21 protein-coding genes and 1 pseudogene are annotated in these 26,346 nt (G+C 57.6%); 18 read left to right on the top strand and 4 right to left on the bottom strand.

Going from position 1 to position 26,346, the window contains the following annotated elements; translation table 11 throughout:
- Window positions 1–222: 222 nt before the first annotated feature.
- Complete coding sequence (locus E1H13_RS18335) at window positions 223–2,070, bottom strand: ABC transporter ATP-binding protein (protein WP_169615330.1); 1,848 nt, start codon at window positions 2,068–2,070, stop codon at window positions 223–225.
- Here E1H13_RS18335 and E1H13_RS18330 point away from each other — a divergent pair.
- Together E1H13_RS18330 and E1H13_RS18325 are read left to right on the top strand one after the other, a co-directional pair.
- Complete coding sequence (locus E1H13_RS18330) at window positions 2,056–2,265, top strand: hypothetical protein (RefSeq protein ID WP_169615328.1); 210 nt, start codon at window positions 2,056–2,058, stop codon at window positions 2,263–2,265. The two genes, E1H13_RS18335 and E1H13_RS18330, sit on opposite strands and share 15 nt — an antisense overlap.
- 277 nt (window positions 2,266–2,542) lie before the next feature.
- A complete protein-coding gene (locus E1H13_RS18325) occupies window positions 2,543–3,889 on the top strand; it encodes a folylpolyglutamate synthase/dihydrofolate synthase family protein (protein ID WP_206070672.1) in 1,347 nt (448 codons plus the stop codon).
- A gap of 49 nt (window positions 3,890–3,938) precedes the next feature.
- On the opposite strand, the gene acsF is transcribed toward E1H13_RS18325, so the two are convergent.
- Window positions 3,939–5,015, bottom strand: a complete 1,077-nt coding sequence (gene acsF, locus E1H13_RS18320; protein WP_169615326.1) for a magnesium-protoporphyrin IX monomethyl ester (oxidative) cyclase — start codon at window positions 5,013–5,015, stop codon at window positions 3,939–3,941.
- Window positions 5,016–5,554: 539 nt separating this feature from the next.
- Here acsF and E1H13_RS18315 point away from each other — a divergent pair.
- The 12 genes from E1H13_RS18315 to E1H13_RS18260 all read left to right on the top strand — a co-directional run bounded on the left by E1H13_RS18315 (window position 5,555) and on the right by E1H13_RS18260 (window position 20,307).
- The gene (locus tag E1H13_RS18315) at window positions 5,555–6,304 is read left to right on the top strand and encodes a heme oxygenase (biliverdin-producing) (protein ID WP_169615324.1); all 750 of its coding nucleotides are present in this window, start codon (window positions 5,555–5,557) and stop codon (window positions 6,302–6,304) included.
- 247 nt (window positions 6,305–6,551) lie between these two features.
- Complete coding sequence (hemN, locus tag E1H13_RS18310) at window positions 6,552–7,949, top strand: oxygen-independent coproporphyrinogen III oxidase (protein WP_169615322.1); 1,398 nt, start codon at window positions 6,552–6,554, stop codon at window positions 7,947–7,949.
- Between the two features lie 110 nt (window positions 7,950–8,059).
- Entirely contained in the window at window positions 8,060–10,036 is a 1,977-nt protein-coding gene (gene bchE / locus E1H13_RS18305; protein WP_169615320.1) for a magnesium-protoporphyrin IX monomethyl ester anaerobic oxidative cyclase, read from the top strand.
- Window positions 10,037–10,193: 157 nt separating this feature from the next.
- Window positions 10,194–11,294, top strand: a complete 1,101-nt coding sequence (locus E1H13_RS18300) for a nitronate monooxygenase family protein (RefSeq protein WP_169615318.1) — start codon at window positions 10,194–10,196, stop codon at window positions 11,292–11,294.
- Between the two features lie 113 nt (window positions 11,295–11,407).
- Window positions 11,408–11,995: a 4Fe-4S single cluster domain-containing protein gene (locus E1H13_RS18295; protein WP_169615316.1), complete on the top strand. Its 588-nt coding sequence runs from the start codon at window positions 11,408–11,410 to the stop codon at window positions 11,993–11,995.
- A 208-nt stretch (window positions 11,996–12,203) separates the two neighbouring features.
- Window positions 12,204–12,884: a hypothetical protein gene (locus tag E1H13_RS18290; RefSeq protein ID WP_169615314.1), complete on the top strand. Its 681-nt coding sequence runs from the start codon at window positions 12,204–12,206 to the stop codon at window positions 12,882–12,884.
- A gap of 131 nt (window positions 12,885–13,015) precedes the next feature.
- Window positions 13,016–13,870: an RMD1 family protein gene (locus E1H13_RS18285; RefSeq protein ID WP_240966715.1), complete on the top strand. Its 855-nt coding sequence runs from the start codon at window positions 13,016–13,018 to the stop codon at window positions 13,868–13,870.
- Between the two features lie 125 nt (window positions 13,871–13,995).
- A complete protein-coding gene (locus tag E1H13_RS18280; RefSeq protein ID WP_169615310.1) occupies window positions 13,996–15,777 on the top strand; it encodes a hypothetical protein in 1,782 nt (593 codons plus the stop codon).
- 87 nt (window positions 15,778–15,864) lie between these two features.
- On the top strand, window positions 15,865–16,479 hold the full coding sequence (locus tag E1H13_RS18275) for a DUF4340 domain-containing protein (RefSeq protein ID WP_169615308.1): 615 nt from the start codon (window positions 15,865–15,867) through the stop codon (window positions 16,477–16,479).
- 303 nt (window positions 16,480–16,782) lie between these two features.
- The gene (gene purU, locus E1H13_RS18270) at window positions 16,783–17,637 is read left to right on the top strand and encodes a formyltetrahydrofolate deformylase (RefSeq protein ID WP_169615306.1); all 855 of its coding nucleotides are present in this window, start codon (window positions 16,783–16,785) and stop codon (window positions 17,635–17,637) included.
- Window positions 17,638–17,933: 296 nt separating this feature from the next.
- On the top strand, window positions 17,934–19,631 hold the full coding sequence (locus E1H13_RS18265; RefSeq protein WP_169615304.1) for a hypothetical protein: 1,698 nt from the start codon (window positions 17,934–17,936) through the stop codon (window positions 19,629–19,631).
- A gap of 103 nt (window positions 19,632–19,734) precedes the next feature.
- Window positions 19,735–20,307 carry a Uma2 family endonuclease gene (locus E1H13_RS18260; protein ID WP_169615302.1) on the top strand — a complete coding sequence of 191 codons (573 nt, stop codon included), beginning with the start codon at window positions 19,735–19,737 and terminating at the stop codon, window positions 20,305–20,307.
- 80 nt (window positions 20,308–20,387) lie between these two features.
- Here E1H13_RS18260 and E1H13_RS18255 read toward each other — a convergent pair whose 3' ends face one another.
- Window positions 20,388–21,245, bottom strand: coding sequence for a helix-turn-helix transcriptional regulator (locus E1H13_RS18255; protein ID WP_169615300.1), 858 nt, complete (start codon window positions 21,243–21,245; stop codon window positions 20,388–20,390).
- 80 nt (window positions 21,246–21,325) lie between these two features.
- Here E1H13_RS18255 and E1H13_RS18250 point away from each other — a divergent pair, with 80 nt between their 5' ends.
- Together E1H13_RS18250 and E1H13_RS18245 are read left to right on the top strand one after the other, a co-directional pair.
- The gene (locus tag E1H13_RS18250) at window positions 21,326–21,691 is read left to right on the top strand and encodes a DUF2834 domain-containing protein (RefSeq protein ID WP_169615298.1); all 366 of its coding nucleotides are present in this window, start codon (window positions 21,326–21,328) and stop codon (window positions 21,689–21,691) included.
- 214 nt (window positions 21,692–21,905) lie between these two features.
- Window positions 21,906–22,349, top strand: coding sequence for an MAPEG family protein (locus E1H13_RS18245; RefSeq protein ID WP_169615296.1), 444 nt, complete (start codon window positions 21,906–21,908; stop codon window positions 22,347–22,349).
- Between the two features lie 151 nt (window positions 22,350–22,500).
- Here E1H13_RS18245 and E1H13_RS18240 read toward each other — a convergent pair whose 3' ends face one another.
- Entirely contained in the window at window positions 22,501–24,975 is a 2,475-nt protein-coding gene (locus tag E1H13_RS18240; protein WP_169615295.1) for a heavy metal translocating P-type ATPase, read from the bottom strand.
- Window positions 24,976–25,087: 112 nt separating this feature from the next.
- On the opposite strand from E1H13_RS18240, the gene E1H13_RS18235 reads away from it, so the two are divergent.
- Both E1H13_RS18235 and E1H13_RS27365 read left to right on the top strand, forming a co-directional pair.
- A complete protein-coding gene (locus E1H13_RS18235; protein WP_169615292.1) occupies window positions 25,088–25,777 on the top strand; it encodes a methyltransferase domain-containing protein in 690 nt (229 codons plus the stop codon).
- A 212-nt stretch (window positions 25,778–25,989) separates the two neighbouring features.
- Window positions 25,990–26,268: pseudogene (locus tag E1H13_RS27365) on the top strand (DUF305 domain-containing protein); the annotation flags it as partial.
- Window positions 26,269–26,346: the final 78 nt, after the last annotated feature.

Below are 26,346 nucleotides of genomic sequence, written 5' to 3'. Positions count from 1 at the left end.
ACAGAGGATTGGTGAAAATACGGATATTTTTAACGTTCGACCAAGTGTGATAGGGGTCACACACAGCCAATGTTGGAGGCATTAGGTGTTAGGGGGCAGGTATCGGGTTTTAGGTGTCAGGGGTCGGGTGTGAGGGGGCAGGAAGGGTTGGTCGGCATAGGTCCTAGCGTCCTGAGACCACCAATGCAGACCCCCGGGTTCTGGACTTGGCTGTGACCCTGCCTACTGATAGCCTGCGGCTTGCAGGGTAAACAACTGAGCATAGCGGCCCCCCTGGTGTAGCAACTCCTCGTGGGTGCCCTGTTCGATCACCCGACCCCGGTCCAGCACCAAAATCGTGTCGGCCCGGCGCACGGTGGAAAACCGGTGGGAGATCAGAATCGCCATTTGGTTTTGGGTGGCGGTGCGAAACTGGTCAAAGATTTGGGCTTCGGCGGCGGCATCCATAGCCGAGGTGGGTTCGTCTAGCACCAGGATGTCGGCCCGCGATCGCATAAACGCTCGGGACAGGGCAATCTTTTGCCACTGACCCCCGGACAGTTCCTGGCCTCCCTTGAACCAGCGGCCCAGCTGGGTATCAAACTGCTGGGGCAGGGTTTCGATGAACGGGGTAGCGGTGCCTTTAGTGGCAGCGGTTTGCCAGCGGCGGAGATTATCAAACTCCGCCACGTCACCGACGCCAATGTTTTCCCCCACCTTGAACTGGTAGCGCACAAAGTCCTGGAAAATCACCCCAATCCGCCGCTGCAACACCTGGGCATCCCAGGATTGTAGGTCGCGACCATCCAGCAGAATGCGCCCCTGGCTGGGGGTATAGAGGCGGGTGAGCAGCTTAATCAGGGTAGTTTTGCCGGAGCCATTTTCCCCCACGATAGCCAGCTTTTGGCCGGGTTTGAGGTGGAAGGACACCTCGGCCAAGGCAAGGCGATCGCAGCCGGGATAGCTAAAGCTCACCGCTTCAAACCGCAGGCCATCGCCGGGGTCGGTGCCCCGGTCAGCGTAGCCGGTGTCGGCGGGCACGGGCTGTTCTAAAAACTCGTAGAGGTTAGCCAGGTACAGCCCGTCTTCGTACATGCCGCCGATGGCCGTGAGGGTATGGGTAAAGGTGCTCTGCCCCTGGCGAAACACCGTCAGGTACATGGTTAGTTCCCCCAGGGAAATGCGACCTGCGATCGCGTCTAACACAATCCAGCAGTAGGCCCCATAGAAGGCCGCTGTGCTCAGCAGCCCCAGCCCATAGCCCCAGCCGTTGCGCCGCAAGGTTAGGTTGCGGTCTTCCTGGTACAAGCGGTGAAAAATATCTTGGTATCGCTGCAAGAGCAGTGGCCCCACCTGGAACAGCTTCACCTCTTTGGCATAGTCTTCGCGGGCCAGCAGGGTTTCTAGGTAGGATTGCTGGCGGGTTTCTGGCGATCGCCACTTAAACAGGCGAAAGGCTTCGCCCGCAAACTGGGTTTCAGCCATAAAGGCCGGTAACGTGGCCAGGGTCAGTAGGGCCACTGCCCAGCCAGAAAATTGCAGCAGCAACCCGCCAAAGGTCACCAGGGACAGGGCATCCTGGACCACCCCAAAGGTGCGGTTGACCATGGCCAACGGTCGGCTGGAGGCCTCTCGCCGGGCCTGGGTCATTTTGTCGTAAAACTCTGAGTCTTCGAAGTAGGTGAGGGGCAGGGTTTGGGCTTTCTCTAAAATCATCCAGTTGACCCGTTGGCCCAAAAGAGCCCGCAACAGCGACTGACACAGGTTTACCCCCTGGCGAGCACCGGCCAGCACCGCCACCAGCCCGGCCTCAATCGCCAGATACAACAGGGCCGTGTTGCGATCGGCCACCAACCCCGACTGGGCGGCCACAATCACCGTATCCACAATCAGCTTACCCACATAGGCGATGGCCGCAGGCAGCAGCCCGGCTACCACGGTCAGCAGACCATAGATAACCGTAAGCCGCCAGTTGGTCTGCCACACCAGTTGGATGGCCCGCCAACCATAGCGGTACATGCCCAGGGATTGGGGCAGGGGGCGTCGGGGCGATCGCGGGGTGGCAGGGGTTTGATCATGCTTTCTTCTCATGCTGGCGGCGGTTGTCTAGCCCAAAAACGAGTAATTGAATGTAGCCGTGGGTCTGTCAAACACCATCGTAGAACTCAGGCCAGCAACCGCAGCAAAAAAGAGAAGCGCACTGATAGCGATCGCCCCCATAGAGATAACCATGACAAAGAAGAAGACAGGATTGCGGTAGTGCTGCCAATTAGGCTTTATGAGTAACTCATAGGGAGCCAGGAGCGGCAAGACCCCGAGCCCAGCGAAGAATAGACGCCTGCCGATGGGCACAGGAGAGTGGATCACCAAGCGGTCAGCAGATTCTATCAGCTCTGGATGGGACATCAAAGTCTCGCTGTTCTAAAAATAAAACTCAAAAGCAGCAGATAACCCCTGGCTTTTAAGCGATCAGTGTAGTCGGTGAGCAGGGATAGATTCATGGTCCTTCATCGCGGCCCGGCAGATGGCACAATAGGCGGATGCATTGAGGCGATCGCATCCCTTGTCTGTACCTGTCATCTCTGCTCCTCAGTACCAAGCTATCGAAACCCTACTGGACCGCTTTGGCCGGTTTGGGGTCGACCTGGGCCTCGACCGGATCGTTCACCTGCTGAATCGGCTGGGTAACCCCCACCAGCGGGTGCCGATTGTGCATGTGGCCGGCACCAACGGCAAGGGGTCGGTCTGTGCCTACCTGTCGTCGGTGCTGACCCAGGCGGGTTACCGGGTGGGGCGCTACACCTCCCCCCATTTGGTGCACTGGTGCGAGCGCATCTGTATTAATGAACAGCCAATTGCCCCGGAAACCTTGCTGGAGCGGCTACAGCAGGTGGTGGCAGCCATTGACCCTGCCCTGCCCTCCCCCACCCAGTTTGAGGTGTTTACCGCCGCCGCCTGGCTACACTTTGCGGCCCAGTCCGTGGATGTCGCGGTGATGGAAGTGGGCCTGGGGGGCCGCCTGGACGCCACCAACGTGGTCGATAGTCCCCTGGTCAGTGTGATCACCTCCCTCAGCCGGGAGCACTGGCAACGACTGGGACCGACCCTGGCCGCCATTGCCCGCGAAAAGGCCGGGGTACTGAAGCCCGGGCGACCGGCGATCATCGGCCCCCTGCCCCCTGAGGCCGAAGGCGTGGTGCAGCAGCGAATCGCGGCCCTCCGTTGTCCAGCCCTGTGGGTATCGCCCGCCGAACCTCAAGGGGGTGGGGTCGCGGCCTATGGCCAGGGGGATGAGCGGTTAATCTACCCGCTCCCCTTTTTGGGGGAGCATCAGCTGGTGAATTCGGCGATCGCGATCGCCACCCTGCAACAGCTCCAGGCCCAGGGCTGGGGAATTCCCGCCAGTGCCATCATCACCGGTATGGCCCAGGCGCAATGGCCGGGCCGCTTGCAGTGGGTACAGTGGCTCGATGGTCAGCAGCAACCCCACCCCCTACTGATCGACGGTGCCCACAACCCGGCGGCGGCCCAGGTGTTGCGCCGCTATGTCGATAGTTGGCTCGCGGCCCAGGGGCAGCCATCCGTGGTCTGGTTGATGGGCATGCTGGAAACGAAAGACCACCGGGATATTTTTGAGGCCTTGCTACGGCCTGGGGATAGTCTGCACCTGGTGCCGGTGCCAGGGCATCAGTCGGCCACCCCGGAGGATCTAGCCGCGATCGCCCAGGCTGTTTGCCCCAATCTGGCCCCCTGCACCACCCATCCCTGCCTAGAGCAGGGGCTGGCCGCTACTGCGGCCACCCTCGCCCCCCTAAAGGTACTCTGTGGATCGCTGTACTTGATTGGCCACTTTTTGGCCACCGCCGCGATCGCATCAGACGGAACGTCCCCAAAAGCTGCATGGCGGTAACGGCGAGCCGTCACCCCCCTAAGGCAGCCCTACCAACCCGGGACAGAGGTCATCGCACGGTCCCCCGTAACACTTCGGCATTGATTGGTTTGATCAAATACAGCCGCAGCAGATCGCCGACAATCCCCAGCACCAGGGGCAGCTTGCGTAGTTGCTTCAGCCAGTGGGGGGTCGCGCTTTCCATCAGCTGCTTGATTTTGAGGTTGCGGCTGGCGGCCCGCTCTAGGCGGGGGAAAAACTGGGGATGGTCGACATTCAGGCAGACCGGGAAGGCGCGGGCGGCGGTGTCATTGGTTTTGCGCACCACTTCGGTGTCAAACTCGGTGGCGTCAAGGCCCAGCATTTCGTAAAACTTGGCCCGCTCATGCACCGTCAGGCTGTGGGTGGCAAACACCGAAAGTAGGAAAAAGCGGCTCCAGAGGCGGCCTTTCCAGGTGTCCCACATGTGGGGCTGCGATCGCACCAAGGCCTTAAAAATATCCCCATGACGGTTTTCATCCTGGCACCAGCTCTCAAAGTAGTTGAACAGCGGATAGAAGCGGTTCTCAGGATGGTTTTCCAGGTGGCGATAAATCAAGATATAGCGCCAGTAGCCGATCTTTTCTGAGAGATAAACGGCATAGACGATCCACTCCACCGGGAAAAAGGTGTAGGTGCGGTTTTTGGTGAGCTTAGCCAGGTCCAGGGAAATGTTGAAATCCTGCATGCACTTGTTTAGGAACCCGGCATGGCGGGCCTCGTCCCGGGCCATCAGGTGAAAGATCTCCGACAGCATGGGGCTGCGACCTTTGAGTTTGCGAGATAGTTCCTTGAAGAGTAAGAACCCAGAAAACTCAGAGACACAGGAGCGCTCTAAATAGTCGATAAATGCTTGACGTTCTTCCCCCTGAATGTGATCCCAGGCCTGTTTGAACGAGTCATCGCGGATGAAGTGGTGGCGGTTATAGTCAGCCCGCATTTCCTCCAGCATGGCCTGCAATCCCTCTGCTTCCAGGGACAGATCCATAGTGGCAGCTTTGTCAAAATCGGTAATGTAAAAACGGGGAGACAGCAGGTTTTCTTCGATGGCGGTTTTTACCCCACTGTCACTGGGTTGAGGAGCAGGTTTAGGTAGCGCAGTCACCATAAAAATCATTCGCCCATAAACAACAGGAGTGGCGATCCTCGGCGGAGAGAGGAGAGCGGACATCAGCCAGAGGATATCGCGCCAGAGAATCACTCAATCACTTAATGGCTATTAAGCGTATCACATCATCAGCCATGTCCAGCAAGCCAGGCCTGCAACGTTTGCCTGCTATCTTTTGCCCAGTGCCCTGCCTGCTAAGTAGCCGGGGCTAATCAAACGTCACACCCGCCGCTGATTGAGCGGAGTCGAAATCAGCTAGATCCTTTGCCTGGCAAGGGTTTGAGGGTTGAGCGAAGTCGAAACCCGGCTACAAGATAACTGAGCCTACCTACTTATGGATGGTGCTGTTTTTTGGGTAGCCCTAAAGAGTTCCACTCGATGTCCACAGAACCCGAGAAGACTGTCGAGACTCCCGTTTGACGGGGAAGTGCGGCAGCGGTTCCACCCGACAGCAGATACAAAACGTAACTTCAACAGCTTGATTAGTCGCTCAATCGCTGTATAGTGATTAAAAGATTTTCGGCCCAAGAGGTATAGCTATGACAACTTTAGCCCAGCAACTGCGGGAAGGGACCCAAACCTCCCATACCCTGTCTGAAAATACCGCTTTTATGAAATGCTTTCTCAAGGGGGTGGTAGAGCTAGAACCCTTTCGCAAGCTCACCGCCGATCTCTATTTTCTCTACAGTGCCCTAGAGGCGGAAATGGCACGACACGCCGGCCACCCGGTGGTGGGGCCAATGCTATTTACTGAGCTGCTGCGCACCCCCAAGCTGGAAGACGACCTGGCCTACTATTACGGCGACAACTGGCGGAATGAGATTGCTGCTACCCCAGCCGGGGAGCACTATGTCAGCCGCATTCGGGAGGTGTCCCGCAGTAACCCGGCGCTGCTACTGGCCCATGCCTATGTACGCTACATGGGTGATTTATCCGGTGGGCAAGGGTTGCGGCACATTGTGCGATCGGCCCTGGATCTACCCCCCGATCGCGGTACGGGTTTGCATGAATTTGATCAACTGCCCACGGTAGAGGCCAAGCGTGATTTTAAGGTGAAGTATCGGGAGGCCTTGAATGCCCTACCAATGGATGAGGCGTTGATCCAGCAGTTGGTGGATGAGGCCAATTTGGCCTTTGCCCTGAACCGGGATGTGTTCCATGAGCTGGAGCCGGATGTGCGGGCGGCGGTAGGGGACCATGTGTTTGACCTGATTACCCGGCAGGATCGCCCGGGTAGCACGGAGCGCCACCCGCACCAGGGCATGGTGGCGTTGATGGCGACGGAGTGAGTTGCCTGTTCCCCGCCGGTTTGGGCGGACACGTGGGTCCGTCCCTACGTAATTACATGGACACAATTACTGACTGATCCTTGATCCGGCCTTCGACTCCGCTCAGGCCTCTTCGCTGGTTGAGCGGAGTCGAAACCAGCAACGTTGAGCCCTTTATTTTTGTCCACCTCCTTACCTGATACCTGTCACCTGACACCTGACACCTGTTACCTAACCCCTGACACCTGTTACCTAACCCCTAACCCCCATGCTTTCCCTCGCCAACCCCGTTGTTTTCGATCCAGCCCTGCTGCACAAGTACAACCAGCCGTTGCCTCGCTATACCAGCTATCCTCCGGCGACGGAGATGAAAGATAGCTTTAACCTCAGGGATTTTGAGGCGGCGGTGGCCGTGGGCAACTACAAACAAACCCCCCTGTCGCTGTACTGCCACATTCCCTTTTGCGAGTCGGCCTGCTACTTCTGTGGTTGCAACACCGTGATTACCCGCCACAAGCGAGTGGCTGATCCTTATTTAGACTACCTAGAGCGCAACATTGCCCAGGTGGCTCAGCGGGTCTCTAACCGGCGGGTGAACCAATTGCACTGGGGCGGCGGTACCCCCAGCTACCTAACCATGGCCCAGGTGGAACGGCTGTGGACAGTGCTCCACGACCACTTTCAGTTTGAGCCAGAGGCGGAAATTTCCATCGAAGTCAACCCTCGGGACTTGGACCGTGACTACGTGCAGTTTCTCAAAGATCTGGGCTTTAAGCGGGTGAGCTTTGGCCTGCAAGACTTTGATCTGAAAGTGCAGGCGGCTGTGAATCGGGTACAGCCAGAGTCAATGCTGTTTGATGCCATGGGCTGGCTGCGGCAGGCGGGATTCGAGAGCGTGAATGTGGATTTGATCTATGGCTTGCCCTACCAGTCCCTTGCCACCTTCCGCGACACCATCGAGAAAACCCTGCGCCTTGATCCCGATCGCATTGCGGTGTTCAACTTTGCCTATGTGCCCTGGATTAAGCCAATTCAGAAAAAGCACATTGACCCGACGACTTTACCTGGCCCCGAGGAAAAGTTAGAAATCTTCCACATGACCATTGATCGCCTCACGGCGGCGGGCTACCAGTTCATTGGCATGGACCACTTTGCTAAAGCGGGTGACGAACTGGCGATCGCCCAGTCCCAGGGGCAGCTGCACCGTAACTTTCAGGGCTATACCACCCAGCCCGAGTCAGATCTGCTGGGCTTTGGCATGACCTCGATCAGCATGTTGCACGATGTCTACGGTCAAAACCATAAGGGTCTGCACGACTTTTACAGCGCCCTTGATGCCAACCAGTTGCCCCTGGAGCGAGGGGTTGTTCTTAGCCAGGACGACATCCTGCGGCGGACGGTGATCATGGAGCTGATGTGTCAGTTTGAGCTGTCGAAGGCGGCGATCGAAGAAAAGTATCACCTCAGCTTTGACCAGGACTTTGACGACTACTTCGCCCGCGAGCGCCAAGACCTTCAAGGGTTGGAAGCCGATGGCCTAGTGCGCCTTACCCCCAACCACATTGAGGTACTACCCGCCGGACGTTTACTGATCCGCAATATTGCAGCGGTGTTTGACACCTATTTGCGCGATCGCAGCATCCGCCAATTTTCTCAATCGGTATGACGAAAATGTTTGGTTTTGAATTTTGAATTTTGAATTGCCCTGTTCAATCTTCCCCTCAAAACGCAACATTCACCCTACAAATTTTTTTCTCTCCCCTTAGGAGATCCTCCATGCGTATCTTGATGATTCAACCCAACTACCACGCTGGCGGTGCCGAAATTGCTGGTAACTGGCCACCCAGCTGGGTGCCCTACGTAGGGGGTGCCCTCAAGGCGGCGGGCTTTGACGATGTGCGGTTCATCGACGCCATGACCCACCACATTGATGACGAGCCCCTGGCGGCGATGATTGCCCAGCACCAGCCCGATGTGGTGATGGCGACGGCCATTACACCGATGATTTATAAGTCCCAGGACACCCTGCGGATTGCCAAGTCGGTGTGCCCAAAAGCGGTGACGATCATGGGCGGGGTGCATCCCACCTACATGTATCGGGAGGTGCTGGGGGAAGCGCCCTGGGTGGACTACATCATTCGGGGAGAAGGGGAGGAAATTAGCGTTAACCTGCTACGGGCCATTGCTGAAGGACGGGATCGGCGCGATCGCGAATCGATCCTGGGCCTGGCCTATTTAGATGATGCCGGGCAGGTGGTAGCTACCCCCGCCCATCCCCCCATCCGCGACCTGAATACCCTCACCCCCGACTGGACCCTACTGGACTGGGATACCTATATCTATACCCCTCTCAACGTGCGGGTGGCCGTGCCCAACTTTGCCCGGGGCTGCCCCTTTCGCTGTCGGTTTTGCTGTCAATGGAAATTCTGGCGCAAATATCGGGCCCGCAAGCCCAAACAATTTGTGGATGAGATTGAGCATCTGGTGAAAGAGCACAATGTGGGCTTTTTCATTCTGGCGGACGAAGAACCCACCATCAGCAAGGCCCGGTTTGTGGCCCTGTGTGAAGAACTGATTGCCCGCAACCTGCCGGTCCACTGGGGGATCAACACCCGGGTGACCGACGTGCTACGGGACGAAGCCGAACTGCCCCTGTACCGAAAAGCTGGGCTGGTGCATGTGTCCCTGGGCACCGAGGCTGCGGCCCAACTAAACCTGAACGTATTTCGCAAAGAAACCACCATCGCCGACAACAAGCGGGCGGTGAAACTGCTGCGGGACAACGGCATTCTGGCGGAGGTGCAGTTCATCATGGGACTGCCCAATGAAACCCCTGAAACCATCGAAGAAACCTACCGCATGGCCCGGGATTGGGGGGCCGACATGGCCAACTGGAACATGTACACCCCCTGGCCCTTTGCCGAACTCTTCCAGGATCTCGAAGACAAGGTGGAGATCCGCGACTATTCCCACTACAACTTTGTGACGCCGATTATTAAGCCGGACGCCATGACCCGGGAAGAAGTGCTGCAAGGGGTATTGCGCAACTATGCCCGGTTCTACGGCTGGAAGTTTTGGGAGTACTGGTGGGAACGGGATGGGTTTAAGCGCCGCTACCTGCTGGGCTGTCTGTGGGCCTTTGTCAAAACCACCTGGAACAAGCGCTTCTACAATCTGAACCGGGTGAAGCGTAAAGGGATGCACGCCGAAATTGAGTTTGGCTTCGACGAATCCCGGATTCTTTCAGCGGAGGCCATGGCCCAGCTTAAGGCCGCCAAACTAGCGGATGTGGAGTTCACGGAAGTGGCTGCCTGCGGTGCCCCCAACACCCTACCCGAGGTGACCGACACCCCCAGCGAAAGCGAGATTCAGGTGGTGATTGTGGACAGCGACGAAGCCAGCCGCATCGCCCTGCGCCAGGGACTGCGATCGCAACCTGGACTGGAAATAGCCAGCGAAGCCACCAATGGCGAAACCGGCCTGGTCCTGCTCGACTCCATCGGCGTCGATGTGGTGGTGGTGGATGCTCACCTACCCGACATGGCCATCGCCGACTTCTGGCAACGAATCCAACAACAAAACCCCTGCCAGCCCCTGAAGCTAGTGGTGCTCACCACCGACCCCCCTGGCCCCACCGGTATCGAGGGTTCCAACATCGCCCACTGCCCCAAACAAACCTCCATGACCACCCTGGCCAGCCAAATCCGCCACCTCCACGACAATGTGCCTATACCAGTAGCCGCGACAACCTGAGGCAGAGGCAGAAGGCAAAATTTTGAATTTTGAATTTTGAATTTTGAATTCTTACTTAAACCAAACCTTCCCCACCTCCCCACCTCCCCACCTCCCCACCTCCCCATCTCCCCCATCCCCCTTACCCAATACCTAATACCCAACACCCAATACCCCTATGCAACCCCTCTCCCCCCTGACCATCGGCCAACACACCGTCCCCTACCCCGTTGTCCAAGGCGGCATGGGCATCCGGGTCTCTGGCGCTAACCTGGCGGCGGCGGTGGCCAACGCTGGCGGCATCGGCGTGGTCTCGGCAGTTGGCTTGGGCATGCATTCGCCCCATTTCGATATCGAGGAGAAAAGCCCGAAAAAGCGTCAGGATCAGTTTTTTGCCGCCAACCGTCTGGCGCTGATCGACGAACTGCAACAAGCCCGTACCCTCAGCCCCAACGGGGTGATTGGTGTCAATATCATGGTGGCCGCCCGGGACTATGAGACCCTCGTCGCCACCGCCGTTGACCATGGCGTCAACCTAATTTTCTCAGGGGCTGGGCTGCCGCTAACGCTGCCAGAGCTAACCGCCCATCGACCTGAAGTGGCTCTGGTGCCAATTATCTCTAGTGCGCGGGCCGCCCAGGTGATTTGCAAAAAGTGGCAGCGCAGCTTTGGTCGGCTGCCCGATGCCTTTGTGGTAGAAAACCCCCAGACAGCGGGGGGGCACCTGGGGGCCAAGGCTGAGGATCTGGATAACCCGGCCATCGGTTCAGAGGCGGTGATTCCGGAGCTGGTGAGCTATCTGGCGGAGAGCTTCGAGACCCCAATTCCAGTGATCGCGGCCGGTGGAATCTGCGATCGCGCTACGTTACTCCAAGCCTTGGGCCTCGGTGCCAGTGGGGTACAAATTGGCACCCGCTTTATTCCCACTGACGAGTGTGACGCCGATCGCCGCTACAAAGAATTTCATCTCCAGGCCCAACCCGAAGACATCGTGCTGGTACCCAGCCCCGTTGGTCTACCGGGCCGCGCCCTCCGCAATCCCTTTGTGGACCGGGTTAATGCTGGCGAAGCACCAGGTGCCAAAGACCAATGTTTCGCCAACTGCCTCCAGGTCTGCAAATTCCGCGACAGCCGGGAAACCTACTGCATCCTCCGCGCCCTCGATCGCGCCTGCCGGGGCGATGTGGACAATGGCCTAGTGTTCGCTGGCAACAGCGTCGGCCAAGCCCAGCGGATTATGCCCGTGGCGGAGGTAATGGCGGAATTGGTAGGCGGGTAAGACCTCAGGGCGGACACAAGGGTCCACCCATCCACCCATCCACCCATCCACCCATCCACCTACCCACCTACCCACCTATCCACCCATCCACTCATCCACCCATCCACCCCACCATGTCCATTCCCCCCAATCACCTCAACATCATGGGCTACGTTAACCGCTCCCAGGTCAACGGCCCCGGTAGCCGCGCGGTGCTCTGGGTCCAGGGTTGCCTGCGGGAATGCCCCGGCTGCTTTAACCAAGCCTCCTGGTCCTTCGAGCCTAACCAGATCGTGTCCGTGGATGATGTGGTGGAGCGAATTCTGGCCGATCCAGAGAACGAAGGGGTGACATTTTCCGGTGGGGAGCCCTTTTGGCAGGCTCCAGCCTTGGCGATGGTGGCGCGGCGAGTGAAGGCGGCGGGGCTGAATGTGATGTCGTTTTCTGGATTTACCCTGGGGGAACTGCAAGCACCGGCGGCACCGCCGGGAGCCCAGGATTTGTTGGACCAGCTGGATATTTTGGTGGATGGTCCCTATGTGGAATCCCTGGCGATCCATGACCCCACCTCACCGGTTTCATCCCGCAACCAGCAAGTGCGGGTGTTTAATCCGGCGATGGGCGATCGCATCAACTGGGCCAGTGACCAGATGGAAGTTCACATTTTTAAAGATGGCAGCCGCCTGGTGACCGGTTACCAAGGACAGTTGGAAAATCACTAAGCTCGTAATCACCTCCTGGGAGGTCAGAGCAGGGAATTTACTATCCGGCGAACGCCTATTCAACCATTGCCGTGGCCCACTTCGCCCCGGCTGCGGTCTGGCGATCCTGCCAGGTGTTGATTTTGTTATCATGGCCTCGTCCTCCAGTGCCTGCTTCTGCCACGGTACTCAACAAAGCTATGCATGCACCTCCTCTGTTGATGCCCCTGTGAAACGAGTTTTTCGATTATTTCCGCCCCGTCGTCGAACGGTGAAAGAAAAGCAGCTCGCTGACAGCTACACGCGATCGCCCGATGGCCATGTTGTCGTGCGCCTACAGCTCAGCTCACCGACAGCGCTACTCATGCCCTTTGAGGGATTCCCCAAAAACTTTGGCGACGAAACCGATGACCAAAACGCTACCGTACTCAATCTCAATAAAGATTTTATTGATTACCTGTTTGCCCGTTTATCCGAACTGGGCGACGAATCGCTGTTGCTGCATATCAACTTAATGACCGACTTTGACGATCAGCGGATCTCTCGGGGTTCTGCTGAGATCATGCAAACGGCGATTCAGCGCTACTTTTCCTATCTAGAAGAGGTGCGCCGTGAAGATTTACAAAAACTGATCAGCGATGCCGTTTTACTCGGGTTATTGGGGGCCGGATCGCTAGGGCTGTCAGTTTTTTTAGATGCTCGTCAGGCCACTACTGACGTCGGTATTGGTTTGTTGTTGCTGAGTCAGGGCGTGACCGTGTTTGGCTGGCTTACCCTGTGGGAAGCTTTGGCCAATGTGCTCTGGCACTGGCGTCCCCTGTATCAGCAGATGCGGATGAGTCAACGGTTACAGAGTGCGTCGCTGGAACTCACGACCCACCAACCGCTCACGAGTGCGTTGCCAGACTGATTCTGGGCATGGCAACAGACGCGGAGACACCGACCCGGCACAGGTCAGTGATTAGCCGTCCGCTCTAACCACGTTCTGGTCATCGCTGTAGCCACTCAATCAAATTAATTCCTTCAAAACCCAGCATGTTTATGACTTCTGCCGACAATAGTTTGACCCAACCCTCCGACCCCCAAACCCTGATGCCGACCAATCACCTCAACTGGGCTAGCAAGGAAACTATCCTGGCTCGCGCCAGAATTGTCGGTGAGCGTCTGTCGCTGAAAACCTTGGAGCGAACCGAGCCACTGGCGACAAATCCACTGATTATTCGAGCCGGTGCCACAGGCTGTGCCGTCCTACTGCGCTACGGCGTCATTGTCACGTTTGATCTCAGTGCCGATGAGGAAAATGCCCTGCTAGAGATGCTGCAACCTCACATTATTGAGCCCATCGAGTCAACCATTTCAGAAGAACTGCCCATTGCCTTTCGACCCCAGACCAAAGAGCGTTTAGAGGGTAATGTGGTCTGGCTGCAAGATTACAGCGCTGAGCGATTGCAAATCGTGGCCGAAGCGCTGGGCAAGAGTGTGGTGTTGAACTATTACGAGGTCGAAATTGCCGACATCTTTCAATCGATTAAACCATTTACCATTGGCATTCCAGGTAAGACGATGCGATCGCTAAAAGAGGAAGACCTGCTCAGCTACATTGGCGGTACCTTGCTAATTCAGCAAAAGATGTTTGGCATAGTTGAGGTGGGTGAAAAGCCAGATCCGGTTTGGGATGATCCTGCGCTGGATCGCCTGTATCTGCGACTTGAAAATGAATATGAGCTGAGGGAACGGTTGGTCATTTTAGAGCAAAAGCTAGGGCTGATTTCCAGGACGGTAGAGACCTCTCTAAATCTCTTGCAGCGCAACAGCAGCCATCGGGTAGAGTGGTACATTACGATTTTGATTGTGATTGAGATTGTGCTGGTCATTTACGAACTCTGGACCCGATAGAAATCACTAAGCTAGTGATCACCTCATGGGAGGTCAGATCAAGTACCATACTGAAAACTTGACCCAGGCGCTTTGGCGATCTGAGCTGATACTGGTCAGAACTGCCCCTAGGAATTGGAATAGCGATGGTCAAAATTCAGGCCACGTCGATTGTCCTTGCCACTTTGGCGATTGCTCAGGGTGGTGCCAGTGTTGCTCGGCCCCACGTTCCCTCAACCCTATCGAGGAGTGGCTGTTTTACCTGGGCTGAGACCCCTCTCCCCCCGGCTGTTTTAGACACCATAGCTTTGCCCTTAACCCGGGACTGGCAAAACCATCTGAGTGATCCAACTGGGCTATTTCTGGGGGTAAACGAGGGCAGCCAGTTTAGCCCAGGGACTGTCTTTTCCCCCCTAGAGCAACCGGCTGGACGGCTCTTTAATCTCGAAACGGCTAATCAACTGCCGGGGGAAGCTCTACAGCTAACGGTTGGCGTACACTCCACCCTATTCGATACGCAGCCGGGAACAGGCAACCAGGTATTCTACGGTGATGTGGAATGGGGCATTAGCGATCGCCTGCAGCTGGCGTTGACCTATCAAAACTATGATGATCCGCCCACCCAACCCATTAACGGGGACTCGCCAAATATTACCCTGTTGTCCCTAGCCCCTAGCGTAAAATACCGTATCGTCAAGACAGAGCGGCTGGCCTTGGCCATCCAGGGCTCGGCTGAATGGCTATCATTTTTATCCCCACTGTTCGATAGTGACGATCAAGGGGGTAGACATCTGATGGGTTCGCTACATCTACCCACCACCTATACGATCTCCCCAGGGCTCCAATTTCACCTCACCCCCAGTGTTTCCTTTTTCCCCAGCAGCATCAATGGATTGGCCTTTTACGACACCCTGTTTTCTTTGGGGGCTGGGGCCAGTTGGCAAGCCTCCGAGCGCTGGCTGTCCTACGGAACGCTCCATTGGCCCATCGGCCCCGGTGGTAACGCTATCCAAACAGATCAGTCGATTGGTCGCCAGCTACTTTGGACCCTGGGCAGCCGCTATACCATCACCCCCAAGGTGGGCGTGAATCTCTATGCCACCAATGGCCTTGGGGTGACGCCCGCCACCCGCATTCTCGCCTCTATTCCCGGGGGTAACCAACCGCGACTAGGCTTACAACTCCACTACACGCCGGATCTTGGCTCAGGTTATCGGTCGAGTTACAGAGACCCGATGCTAACGTCTTTGTCTGATCGCGATCGCCAGCAGGGGCTCAATGGGTTTACTCTCACGACGGCTCACACCCTAGAACCCGGTCAAGTGGCGCTCACCGTTGGCGGAGGGACCAACAGCAATTACAGCATTGGCCTAGCCTACAGCCCGGATCACGCGTTGCAACTAGAAGCCATGCTAGAAGACTTTGGCTCAGATGATAGCGTCAGCGCGGCTGATACCGCCGGTACGGCAGTACGGTACATGGCCGGGGCCAAACTCCAACTGTTCGATCAACGCCAAGGCGACCCGGTTTCCTTAGGGGTGCGCCTATTGGCCGGCCGCGACATTGATCAGGCGGGTTCCACCGGCGTCTGGAATCTGGATGTGCCCCTAACCTACTCAGTCAATGCCCAGACAGCCCTATGGGTTAACCCGCGTTTGGCGGCCTTTGGTAATACCCTAACGACGGGGTTAGGGGTAGGCCTCAACTACCACCTGACCCAGGACTGGCAGTTGCTGGGCGAGGTCACCCCCGTCTTTGGCGATGGGCAACTTGTGTGGGCCTTGGGCAGTCGGTATCGTTTACCGAATACGGCGGTGTATATCGATCTTTATGGTACGAATGCCGTAGGTCGTCAGGGCTTAGGCACGCTAGTGGGTCAGTCTGGAGGACGGCTAGGGGCCGCATTCAACTGGCTGGTTGGCCGGTAGTGTAGCGAACAATCACTGGCACAGGGGAACTAACTACTGCACCATTAGGGGTGCAACCATAGGTGATAGTCAGGCAACGGAGACCGTATGAAACTGCAGCGCAATACATTAATCCTCGTGGGGGTAGCGTTTTTGCTGGGGGCGGGAGTGCTGATTGCAGAAACCCAGCGGGCGCGGACCCCAGAAATGCAGCGGGCCGGAGATGCGGCCTCACCGATCCTAGGCTTTGCGGAAACCGATGTGACGACCCTAACCGTCGAGCGGGGTAACGAAACCCTGGTGTTTAACCGCAATGACGACGGTGATTGGCAGATGATCGAGCCTGACACCGCCCTGGCAGAACCAGGGGCAGTGGCCTTTTTGCTCAGCCGTCTGAATACCGACTCGCCCCTACAACGGGTATCCATGGCCGCCGACCAATTTAACGACTTTGGGTTTAACGCCCCCACAGGCATTGTGACAGTGACCCTGGAAGACGGCACCGACCATGAACTGATCCTGGGTGGCCCCGACTTTAGCGGCAACGCCAACTATGCGGTCATCAATCCCGACCCCTGGCCCCCCGCAGACGACAGCGAACATGAGGTACTGGTGGTCTCGCGGGATGTAGCCAATGGGATTAATCGCCCCCTAGAGGAGTGGTTAATGCCGGTGGAAGGGGAGGTTGAGGGAGATGGGGAAGGTGAGGGAGAGGGGGAGTGATGGGGTGATGGGGTGTAGACGCGGAGCGGCTTCCCGCAGGGTAGGGGTGATGGGGGGATGGGGGGATGGGGGGATGCGTAGGGGCGGACCTGTGTGTCCGCCCTGGGAGGAAATGGTAATGGGGTGATGGGGTGTAGACGCGGAGCTTCCCGCAGGGTAGGGGTGGTGTGGTGGTGGTGGGGTTTTGAATTTTGAATTTTGAATTCGGACCCCTGTGTCCGCCCTGCCAAGAAATACAGAGCCGCCTCCCAGCAGGTAAGGGTGATAGGCTAGGCCAGCACGCTGTTTTCATCAGGAACCACCATGGGGTCTGCCACGGCTATTTTGTTGTTTTCTTGCCCCGACCAAAAAGGGTTGGTAGCGAAAATCGCCAACTTTATCTACGCCAACGGCGGCAATATTCTCCATGCCGATCAACATCGAGATCCAGAGGCGGGGTTGTTTTTGTCGCGCCTAGAGTGGGAGCTAGACGGGTTTAACTTACCCCGGGAAATTATTGGACCTGCCTTTAATGCGATCGCCCAACCCCTGGGGGCCACCTGGCAGCTCCACTTTTCCGATGACAGACCCCGGCTGTGCATCTGGGTCAGCCACCAAGACCACTGCCTACTAGACCTGCTTTGGCGACACAAAGCCGGGGAATTCAAGGCAAAAATCCCCCTGATTATTAGCAACCATCCCCACCTGCAGCCCATTGCCGAGCAATTTGGCATCGCCTTCCACCATATCCCCATTACCAAAGACACCAAGGCGCAACAAGAGGCCCAGCAGCTAGCCCTGCTACAGGAGCATGCCATCGACCTGGTGGTGCTGGCTAAATACATGCAGGTGCTCAGCCCCGAGTTCTTGACCCAGTTTGATCAGGTGATCAACATCCACCACTCCTTTTTGCCCGCCTTTATGGGGGCCAATCCCTACCACCGGGCCTATCAGCGAGGGGTGAAAATTATTGGTGCCACCGCCCACTATGTCACCTCCGACCTGGACGAAGGGCCAATCATTGAGCAAGACGTGGTGCGCATCAGCCACCGGGACGATGTCAAAGAACTGATTCGCAAAGGCAAAGATATGGAGCGGATCGTGCTGGCCCGAGCCGTACGCCTGCACCTGCAAAACCGCACTCTGGTCTACGGCAACCGCACCGTGGTCTTTGCCTAGAACGCCGGTAAAGCTGCCTGAATTCTGGCAAGGGGCCGCCAAATTAATTTTATTTTCGGTGGGGTTAAAAACCGAGGAATCTTGGCTAATCCTACCGATCCTCTCCAACATTCCAACAACCATGAACCTAAGGTAAAGCCTCCGGAATCGCAAAACGTGGCTTTGAAGGTCTAAGGTGGGCACCTTGAATGTGTCCGTAGTTCCCCGATCAGAGCCGTTTGCGGCAGGGGTTACTAGGTTTGAGCCTGGCCAGATGGCCATGGGCTCGATTGCAATGTGTATGAGGAAAACATGTAATGGGACGGTTAACAGGACGATTGCTGGGTCAGCTAAGCGCCACAGCAATGGTAAGTGGTCTCGCCGTTTTAGCCCTCAGCCCAGGACTGAGGGCAGAACCGCGACCCAGTGCTCCACCAACAACGCCCCCACCCGCCACCCTAGCCCAATTTCGGTTACCCCAGCTGCCGATTCCTGTGCCGCCCGTGGGTCTTCCCGATGCGGTGCCGAGTCTGCAACAACTGTTAGAAGGAGAGCCACCGCTAACCACCAGTCTGGATGATGTAGTGCTGGAAATGCCGATTCTCGATGGCCATGAACCAGCCACCTTTGCCCCCTTGACTGACTTGCCGTGGGATCCCCAGTTGGGCTATCTGGCGGCCCCGGGAGCCTATAGTTTTGTGGCCGAAAGCTACTGTCTCAAGGCTGGCACCCATGGTCCAGGGGGTGGCAACGGCTATGGCTATGCCGAGCTAGCGGGCTCCCGGGGCGGCATGGTGCAGAAGATTCTGCGAGAGGCCGCCAACCATCCCGACATTCCCCAGCGCCATATTCAAGTGCTGCTGTGGGGCATTATTTCCCGCACCCAGCTGCAGCAGATGTCTGCCGATGCCCAGGCCGTGGCCCAGCGGATGCTGACCGAGGAGGAGCAACGCCAGATTGATGGCGGTGCCCTGGGGCAAATTCCCCCCCAGGCCCAGCGGCAACTATTTGCCAATCTGCCTCGGCCCGTGCGCCAGGTGCTACAAGCCGAGGCTGACCTGCGACGGCTATTAACCCAGGGCAATGCCACCTACCAGCAGCTTGAAGCAGTGGCGGTGTTGACCGGGGCGGTGGAGATGGGCGAGGGTAGCCGCCAAATTCCCCCAGATCGCTGGTCGCTGCACCCCGATGGGTATTTCGTGCGCTACCACCCCTCGGGCTATAGCCGCACCCGGGTAGAGACCTGGGTACCGGAACCCTCGACCGTGGAACGGGATGGCTTGGGGCGAATTGTGGCCTTAGCCACCGATGACGGCTACCGGGTTGAAACCGACTATAACGACCAGGTGGGGGCAATCGCCCTGCCAGGGGAACCCAATCTGCGGGCCTACCAGTTCAGCCAAGTTCGCCTGATTAGCCCTGGCCAACCCGTCATTACCGTGGACAACCAGGGCTGGACCTTTGTGGGTACCCCCACCGGCAATGCCCAGCTGTCGCAGCTAACCGCCCAAGCCGCCACCAAGGCCGACTCCCGGGACCAAGGACAGTGGCTCGCCGATGCCGATCGCCTCAACGATCTTTACCGCCGCTACCACCAGGCCAAAGAAGCCAAAGAAAATGTCGATGCGATCGTCGAAGAAATCGATCGCATGGTTAATCCTCCCACCCGGGAACAGGCGGAAGAAGTGCTAGACCGAGGCCACTACCAAGAAGGACTAGATGCGGCCCTAGGTAACGATCCCCGAGCCCGAGGGGAGTGGTTAGGGGAGCACTTTAAGCGGGTCCAGCGCAGCTGGATCTATGCTATCTGCGAATTACGTAGCATTGGCTCATCGGGCGGCTGTGGCGAGGATCCACCGACCCCACCCCAGGAGGATCCCCCCCAGGATCCTCCCAGACAACCCAGACAGCCCAGACAACCCCGCACTCGGCCCGTAAACCCCGGTGGACATGGGGCGGTACCCGGCAACACCAACCGGCAACGGCTCGGCATTTCCGCCCGCCCAGTTCGTTAGCCACCTGCTGCCCCTGGCTTCGATAGCCCAGGGGCAACCCCGTTAACTGTAGAATTGAGCTGTACAGGGTAGCTCGGATAGCGGCACCGATGAGGTTAACGGCATGGTTCAAACCCCCACTCGGTATATCACCCAGGCCGCCTTTGAGCAGCTTTGCCTGGAGCATCCTACCCAGATGTTTGAACGCACGGCTCAAGGAGAACTGGTTAACGTGTCCCCTGTGGGTGGAGAAGGCAGTAGCCAAGAAGCTGACCTGATCACAGATGTAATGATTTGGAATCGGCAAACTAAGCTAGGCAAGGTGTTTAGCTCCCAAGGCGCGTTCCGGTTGCCCTTTGGCTCAACCCGGGCGGCTGACGTCGCCTGGGTACGGCAGGAGCGTTGGGAGGCCTTAACCTCCGATCAGCGGATTGGCTTCCCGCCAATTTGCCCCGACTTTGTGATTGAACTACGCTCCCAGTCCATGGCCAATGGCGAGGTTAGACCTCAATCCTTGCCAGAGCTACGGGCTAAGATGGCTGAGTACTTAGCCAGTGGATTGCGCCTGGGGTGGCTGATCAATCCTCACGATCGGCAGGTAGAAATTTATCGAGCGGGTCAAGCGGTGCAGGTGGTCTCTATGCCCATCCGGTTGTCTGGGGAAGCGGTACTACCAGGGTTTGAACTCCAGGTTTAAGGGGTTCAGGAGACTGCCCGCCCTCGTCAAGGTTGCTGAACTGGCAGGTTGGGATCCTGCTGGGCCGAAACAGACCTGGTTTAAGTAACAAATCTGCCGTCCTGTTCTGGTGGGTGTTCCAGGCTGTCTTTGTGGAATTGCTGCATCAGCCTGGCCGTAGCCGCATCCGCTGGGAAAAGACTTTCGATGCGTAGCTCTTGCAGGGTAATGTCGCGTGGGGTGCCCAGGGTGGAAATGATCGTAAAAAAACTCAGGTGCTGATTGGCTTTGACAAAGGTGATGGGTAGCACTGGCAATGCACTGCTAAAGGGCAGGCTAGCGGCGGCTGGGGCTGGTAGGTCTGCCTCTAGCGATCGCAACAGTTGAACTGTCGGGCTGTCTACCCCTTCTGCTTGAGCCTCGTGTTGCAGGCGTTGAACCAGCGAGCCTGCAATGGTTTCCCAATCGTCCACGTAGGGCCGCAAGCCCTGGGGATGGAGCATCAGCCGCATCATATTTAGAGGCTGCTCAAAATAGCTGATTCGATTGCCCAGGAGCCAGGCCATCAGGGTCTGCGCCCCCTGGTTGGCCTGCAAAAGCGTCCAGTAACGATCCATTACCAGGGCTGGATAGGGATCTTGCTGGTGCAGCATGGCTGCGATCGCCTGCTGGATCGGGGCTAGTTCTGGGGCTGACAGGTCATGCTCAGAGTAAACCGGCGCAAAGCCCGCCCCTGAGAGCATCACATTTTGCTGGCGCAGGGGCACCGCTAGCACCGTAGCCAGGTGCAGCACCATGGCCCGGCTGGGCTGCGATCGCCCCGATTCTAAAAAGCTGATGTGCCGCTGGGACACCTCACTCTGGCAGGCTAGCTCCAGCTGGCTCCAACCCCGCTGCCGCCGCCAGTGTCGTAGCAACCCTCCGAAGGGTTGAACCTGCATTTCAGATAACTGACTCACAGTGTCTATAACCTCCCAGGTAATTGAGTTAATTATCTCAGCTGGCCACAATAGGTAGTGTTCTGTAACGGACGTTAGCCATGTCTAACCTATCTGCCTCTCAACCGACTCAACCGACCCACCCCTGGCTACCGGGGGCCTATTTAGGATTGGCGGTGGCCGGATCGCTGTTGCCCTGGTGGTTTTTGGCCCAGTTTTTGCAACAGTCTGGTGTGAACCTGGAGGAATTTTTTCGGCAAGCGTTGGCCAATCCGGTCGCGATCGCCCTAGCCGTTGATCTCATGCTCTCAACCCTGGCCGTCTTCATCTGGGTCTGGGTCGAGTTACCCCGATTAGGCCTATCCCGCCGATGGTGGGCACTGTGCGTCATCGCCACCCTCAGCATCGGCCTCTCCTGCGGGCTGCCACTGTTTCTTTGGCTCCGCCACCGCCACCTGACCGTCTAGAGCATAGGTGCAGTATGTCGAGCCCCCTGGGTTCTTGACCCCATCGATCCTAAATTGTGGCGGCTCCCCGCCAGAACCCAGGGATCTGTACCAACGTTCTAAGCAAAGATTTCAGCCAGGCAGACCCCCGCACCTCCCCACTCCCCTATCTCCCCCACCTCCCCTATCTCCCCCATCCACCGATCCACCCATCCCCCCATCCACCCTCACACCCATGCCTATCCTCAACCTCTGGCTGCTCTGTACCATCGTTCTCGCAGTCAAAATGTGGGCCAATGCCCTGGTGCAGGCTTACGCCCGCTTCCGCTATCGGCAGTTTGTCAATCCTGAAGATGCCAGCCTGGTGGGGCAATTGATCGGTAAGCCGCGCCCCCCGGCCACCCAGGAGCACCCGTTGGCGCAGCGGGCCGAGCGCTGCTGGCGGAACGATTTGGAGAATATTCCCATGTTTTTGCTGGTGGCGTTGGGCTATGGGCTGTTGGGGGGCAGCGCGGGCTGGGGAGTCGTTTATTTGGGGACATTTGCGATTACAAGGACAGCCCATACCCTGTTTTACCTGGCGGGGCTACAGCCCTGGCGGTTTTTGGCCTATCTGGTGGGAGTGGGGGCGACAGGAGCAATAGCCATTCACAGCCTGGGCTTGATCCTCAGGCCCTAGTGCAGTGTCAAGACTAAAATTAGGGTTCCCGTAGATTGGGTGAAACGTCGTGGAATCCAACAACAGTAAGCCTTCTTGGGTTCTGCTGGCGCGCCACCCAACCTACAAATTTAGAATTGACAGACCACTAGGGGCCAGTTTCGAGTTGAGATTACTCCTCAAATTTCAGCCGCTTTAGCAACATGGAGTTACCAATCACGGAGAGAGAACTGGCGGTCATCGCCACGACCCCAATCATCGGATGCAGTAGTCCCAACGCCGCGACGGGAATCGCCACTAAATTATAAATAGAGGCCCAGAACAGGTTCTGCACAATCTTACGGAAGGTGGCTCGGGAGAGCTGAAAAACTTCGTTCACCTTCGAGAGTTCCCCCTGGACCAGGGTGACATCGGCGGCCTCGATCGCTACATCGGCCCCCGCCCCAATGGCAATGCCCACATCGGCCTGGGTCAGGGCTGGGGCATCGTTAATGCCGTCCCCCACCATCGCCACTTGGCCATGTTGACGTTGCAGGTGTTTGATGGCGTCTACTTTGCCCTCAGGCAGCACCCCCGCCAGCACCCGCTCAATACCTACTGCTTGGGCGATCGCCTGGGCTGTCCGTTCATTATCTCCTGTCACCATCACTGGCTGTAGGCCCTGGGCCTTGAAGTGGGCAATGGCGGCTTTAGAATCAGCCTTCACCGTATCTGACACGGCAATCACCCCAGCCGCCCGGTCACCCATGGCCACCGCCATGGCGGTTTTCCCCTGGGCCTCTAGCTCAGCTAGGGCGGCTTCCAGGGGTTGGGGCGAAATACCGGCTTCCTGGAGCAACCGTCGGCTGCCCACCCGCACCCACTCCCCCTGCACCTGCCCCTGGACTCCGCGGGCGGTAAGGGCCTGAAACTGGCTGACGCCGAGAATCTCGATGCCGTCTGCTTTGACGGCCTGCACGATCGCCTGGCCCAGGGGATGCTCAGAACCCGCTTCCACACTGGCCGCCGCCTGGAGTAGCTGCTGCCGGGACAGGTTATGCTCAATCACCTGCACGTCGGTCAGGGCCGGTTTACCCTGGGTGATGGTGCCGGTCTTGTCGAGCACCACCGTGCGAATATCCTTCATCACCTGAATGGCGTCTCCAGAGCGGATCAGCACCCCTCGCTTCGCCCCCATGCCGGAACTCACCATCAGGGCGGTGGGGGTGGCTAACCCGAGGGCGCAGGGGCAGGCAATCACTAACACTGCGATCGCAGCCAAAATTCCCAGCAGCCAAGAATTCAACGTCGGATCTACCCAGGGCAGAAAACCGGCACCCCACTCCAGGATGGGCCGGAGGGTGTCGGCAAAGAACCACCAGCCCAGTAAAGAGGCCAGGGCAATCACCAGTACCACCGGCACAAAGTAGGCCGTGACCTGATCGGCAAATTCTTGAATCGGCACCTGGGACCCCTGGGCTTCCTTTACCAGGCGAATCACCTGGGACAAAAAGGTATCTGCCCCCACCCGGGTGGCTTTGACCTGCAAAAGCCCTTCCTGGTTCAGGGTTGCCCCCAGCACCGCCTCCCCCGGCCCTTTTTCCACCGGCACCGATTCCCCGGTCGCCAAGGATTCATCAATGTGGCTAGAGCCTTCTACGATCTCCCCATCGGTCGGGATTTTTTCCCCAGGGCGCACCACCATCACATCCCCCACGGCCAGCTCCTGCACCGGCACCTCCACCTCTTCTCCGTCCCGCAGCACCTGCGCCGTCTTCGCCCCCAAGGTCAACAAGGCCCGAATCGCCTGGGAGGCCTGCCCCTTGGCCAGGGTTTCGAGATAGCGCCCCAGCAGGTGAAAGGTCATGATGGTGGCGGCCATCTCCATAAAGGAGGTCATGGGATAGATAAATCCCACTAGGCCAATTAGGTAGGGGGGCAAACTGCCCATGCTGATCAGCACATCCATGTTGGCGGTGCGATTGAGCAGCGATCGCTTGGCGGAGCGATGGGTGCTGGCCCCGGCCACAAACACCACCGGAAAGGCCAGCACCGCCACGATCAACAAATACCCCGGAATCTCGACCCACAGCATCTGCACCAGCATTAACACCATGATGATCGCGGTGGGCACGGCGGCCAGCATCAGCTTGCGCCTGGCCGCCCGGAGATAGTTGGCCTCAATGTCTGCATCTGCTGCCTCGGGTTCTCCCACCGAGGCCACTTGGGCCACCTCGTAGCCCGCCTGTTCCACCGCTTGGCGCAGGGCATCAGCCCCCACCTGTTGGGGATCAAAGCTTACCAACACTTGCCGATCTGGCACCCGGGGTTGAATGTTACTAACCCCCGCCAACCGCTCCAGGGATGTCCGTACCAATCCGGCGCAGTGGTTGCTGCCCATGCCCGGCACCGTCAAAACCAACTGCTGACCTTCAGCGGCACTGCGTACCTGGGCTACGTCATAGCCTGCCTGCTCTACCGCCTGGCGCAAATCTTCAGGGTTCAGCCGTTGGGGGTCAAAGGTGACTGTCACCTCGTGATCGGCAATGTGAGTGTGCACCTGGCTCACCCCCTCCAGGCGATTCAGAGAGGTGCTGACCAACCCAGCACAGTGGTTACTGCCCATGCCTGGCACAATCAATCTGGTTGTTTGCGTGGCTGACCCCATGGTGATGCCCTCTATATGGTTGGTCTTTTATCAATGGCTGTGCCTTATGCTAAACTCTCCAGTCTGCTAGAGAATCTAGAGTGGAGTTACAAACCGTTGCGATCGCACATTTATGAATACAGATAAGGATGCGCGTATTGTCCAGCAGCAGTACAACCAGATGGCCCCAGGCTACGATCGCCGCTGGCAGCACTATACTTACCCGACCTTACGGTTTTTATTGGATTGGGCTGACATCAAGCCCTCTGAGCAGGTCCTAGATGTGGGCTGTGGCACTGGAGAACTGGAGTGGTTGCACCTACAGACCCAACCCCAGCAATCCCTGCATGGCGTTGATCTAGCCGAGGCGATGGTGGCAGTAGCTCGTCAGAAATGTGCAGGTTTTCCCCAGGTTTCGTTTCAGGTGAGTACAGCTGAATCATTGCCCTATGGCGATCGCCGCTTTGATGTGATTGTCTCCGCCAGTGCTTTTCACTATTTTCCTGGCCCGTTAGTGGCCCTGACAGAGATGGGACGGGTACTCAAACCTGGCGGTCGGCTAGTGATTTTAGACTGGTGCCGTGATTTTCTGTGGTGCCAACTGTGCGACCTGTGGCTGCAGTGGCGAGACCCCGCCCATCGGCAATGCTATACCCAGCCAGAACTACACCAATATTTACGCCAGGCCGAATTCCAGGTGATAGCGGCCCAACGGCAACGATTTGGACTGTTTTGGGGACTGATGATTGCGATCGCCCAGCCGATCATGGCCACGGTTGAGCCACAGATAATACCATCTCTGATTGACTCTCCACCGGACTAGAGAGTTTATCTTGAGAAGTGCCGACTCTAGAGTCTCGGTACAGTCTGTCAGACTTCGAGGGGACTAGGTGTGGTCCCTGGGCACTGGGGTTGGTGTTTGAACACCATTGAAATTGAAGAGAAAAACCAGCCATGAAACTACGGAAAAAAATGTTGTTGGGCCTTGTCTTGGGTGCCCTCTTTCCCTTGAGTGCCGTGGTGTCAGCCTGTGGTGATCAGACTGCCGATATGGCAGTAGAGGATCATGACGCCATGATGCAAGACCATGGTGACATGATGCATGAGCACATGGATCTAGGCCCCGCCGATGCCACCTATGACCTGCGCTTTATTGACGCCATGATCATGCACCATGAAGGGGCGATTGTTATGGCCGAAGCCGCGTTGGCAAACTCTGAGCGAGAGGAAATTCGCCAGCTCGCCACTGAGATTATCGCCGAGCAAGAGCGGGAAATCGCCCAAATGCAGGAGTGGCGGCAGGCCTGGTATCCCGCTTAACGGGTGACAACGTACCTAGAGAGCTTGCTGCATCAGGGATAGAGCATAGAAACCTCGCTGAAAATAGAGTTG

The organism is Nodosilinea sp. P-1105 (assembly GCF_012911975.1).
GTDB lineage: Bacteria > Cyanobacteriota > Cyanobacteriia > Phormidesmidales > Phormidesmidaceae > Nodosilinea.
Note: the sequence above shows the minus strand (reverse complement) of the source record. Positions and strands in the feature narration are given on the sequence as shown.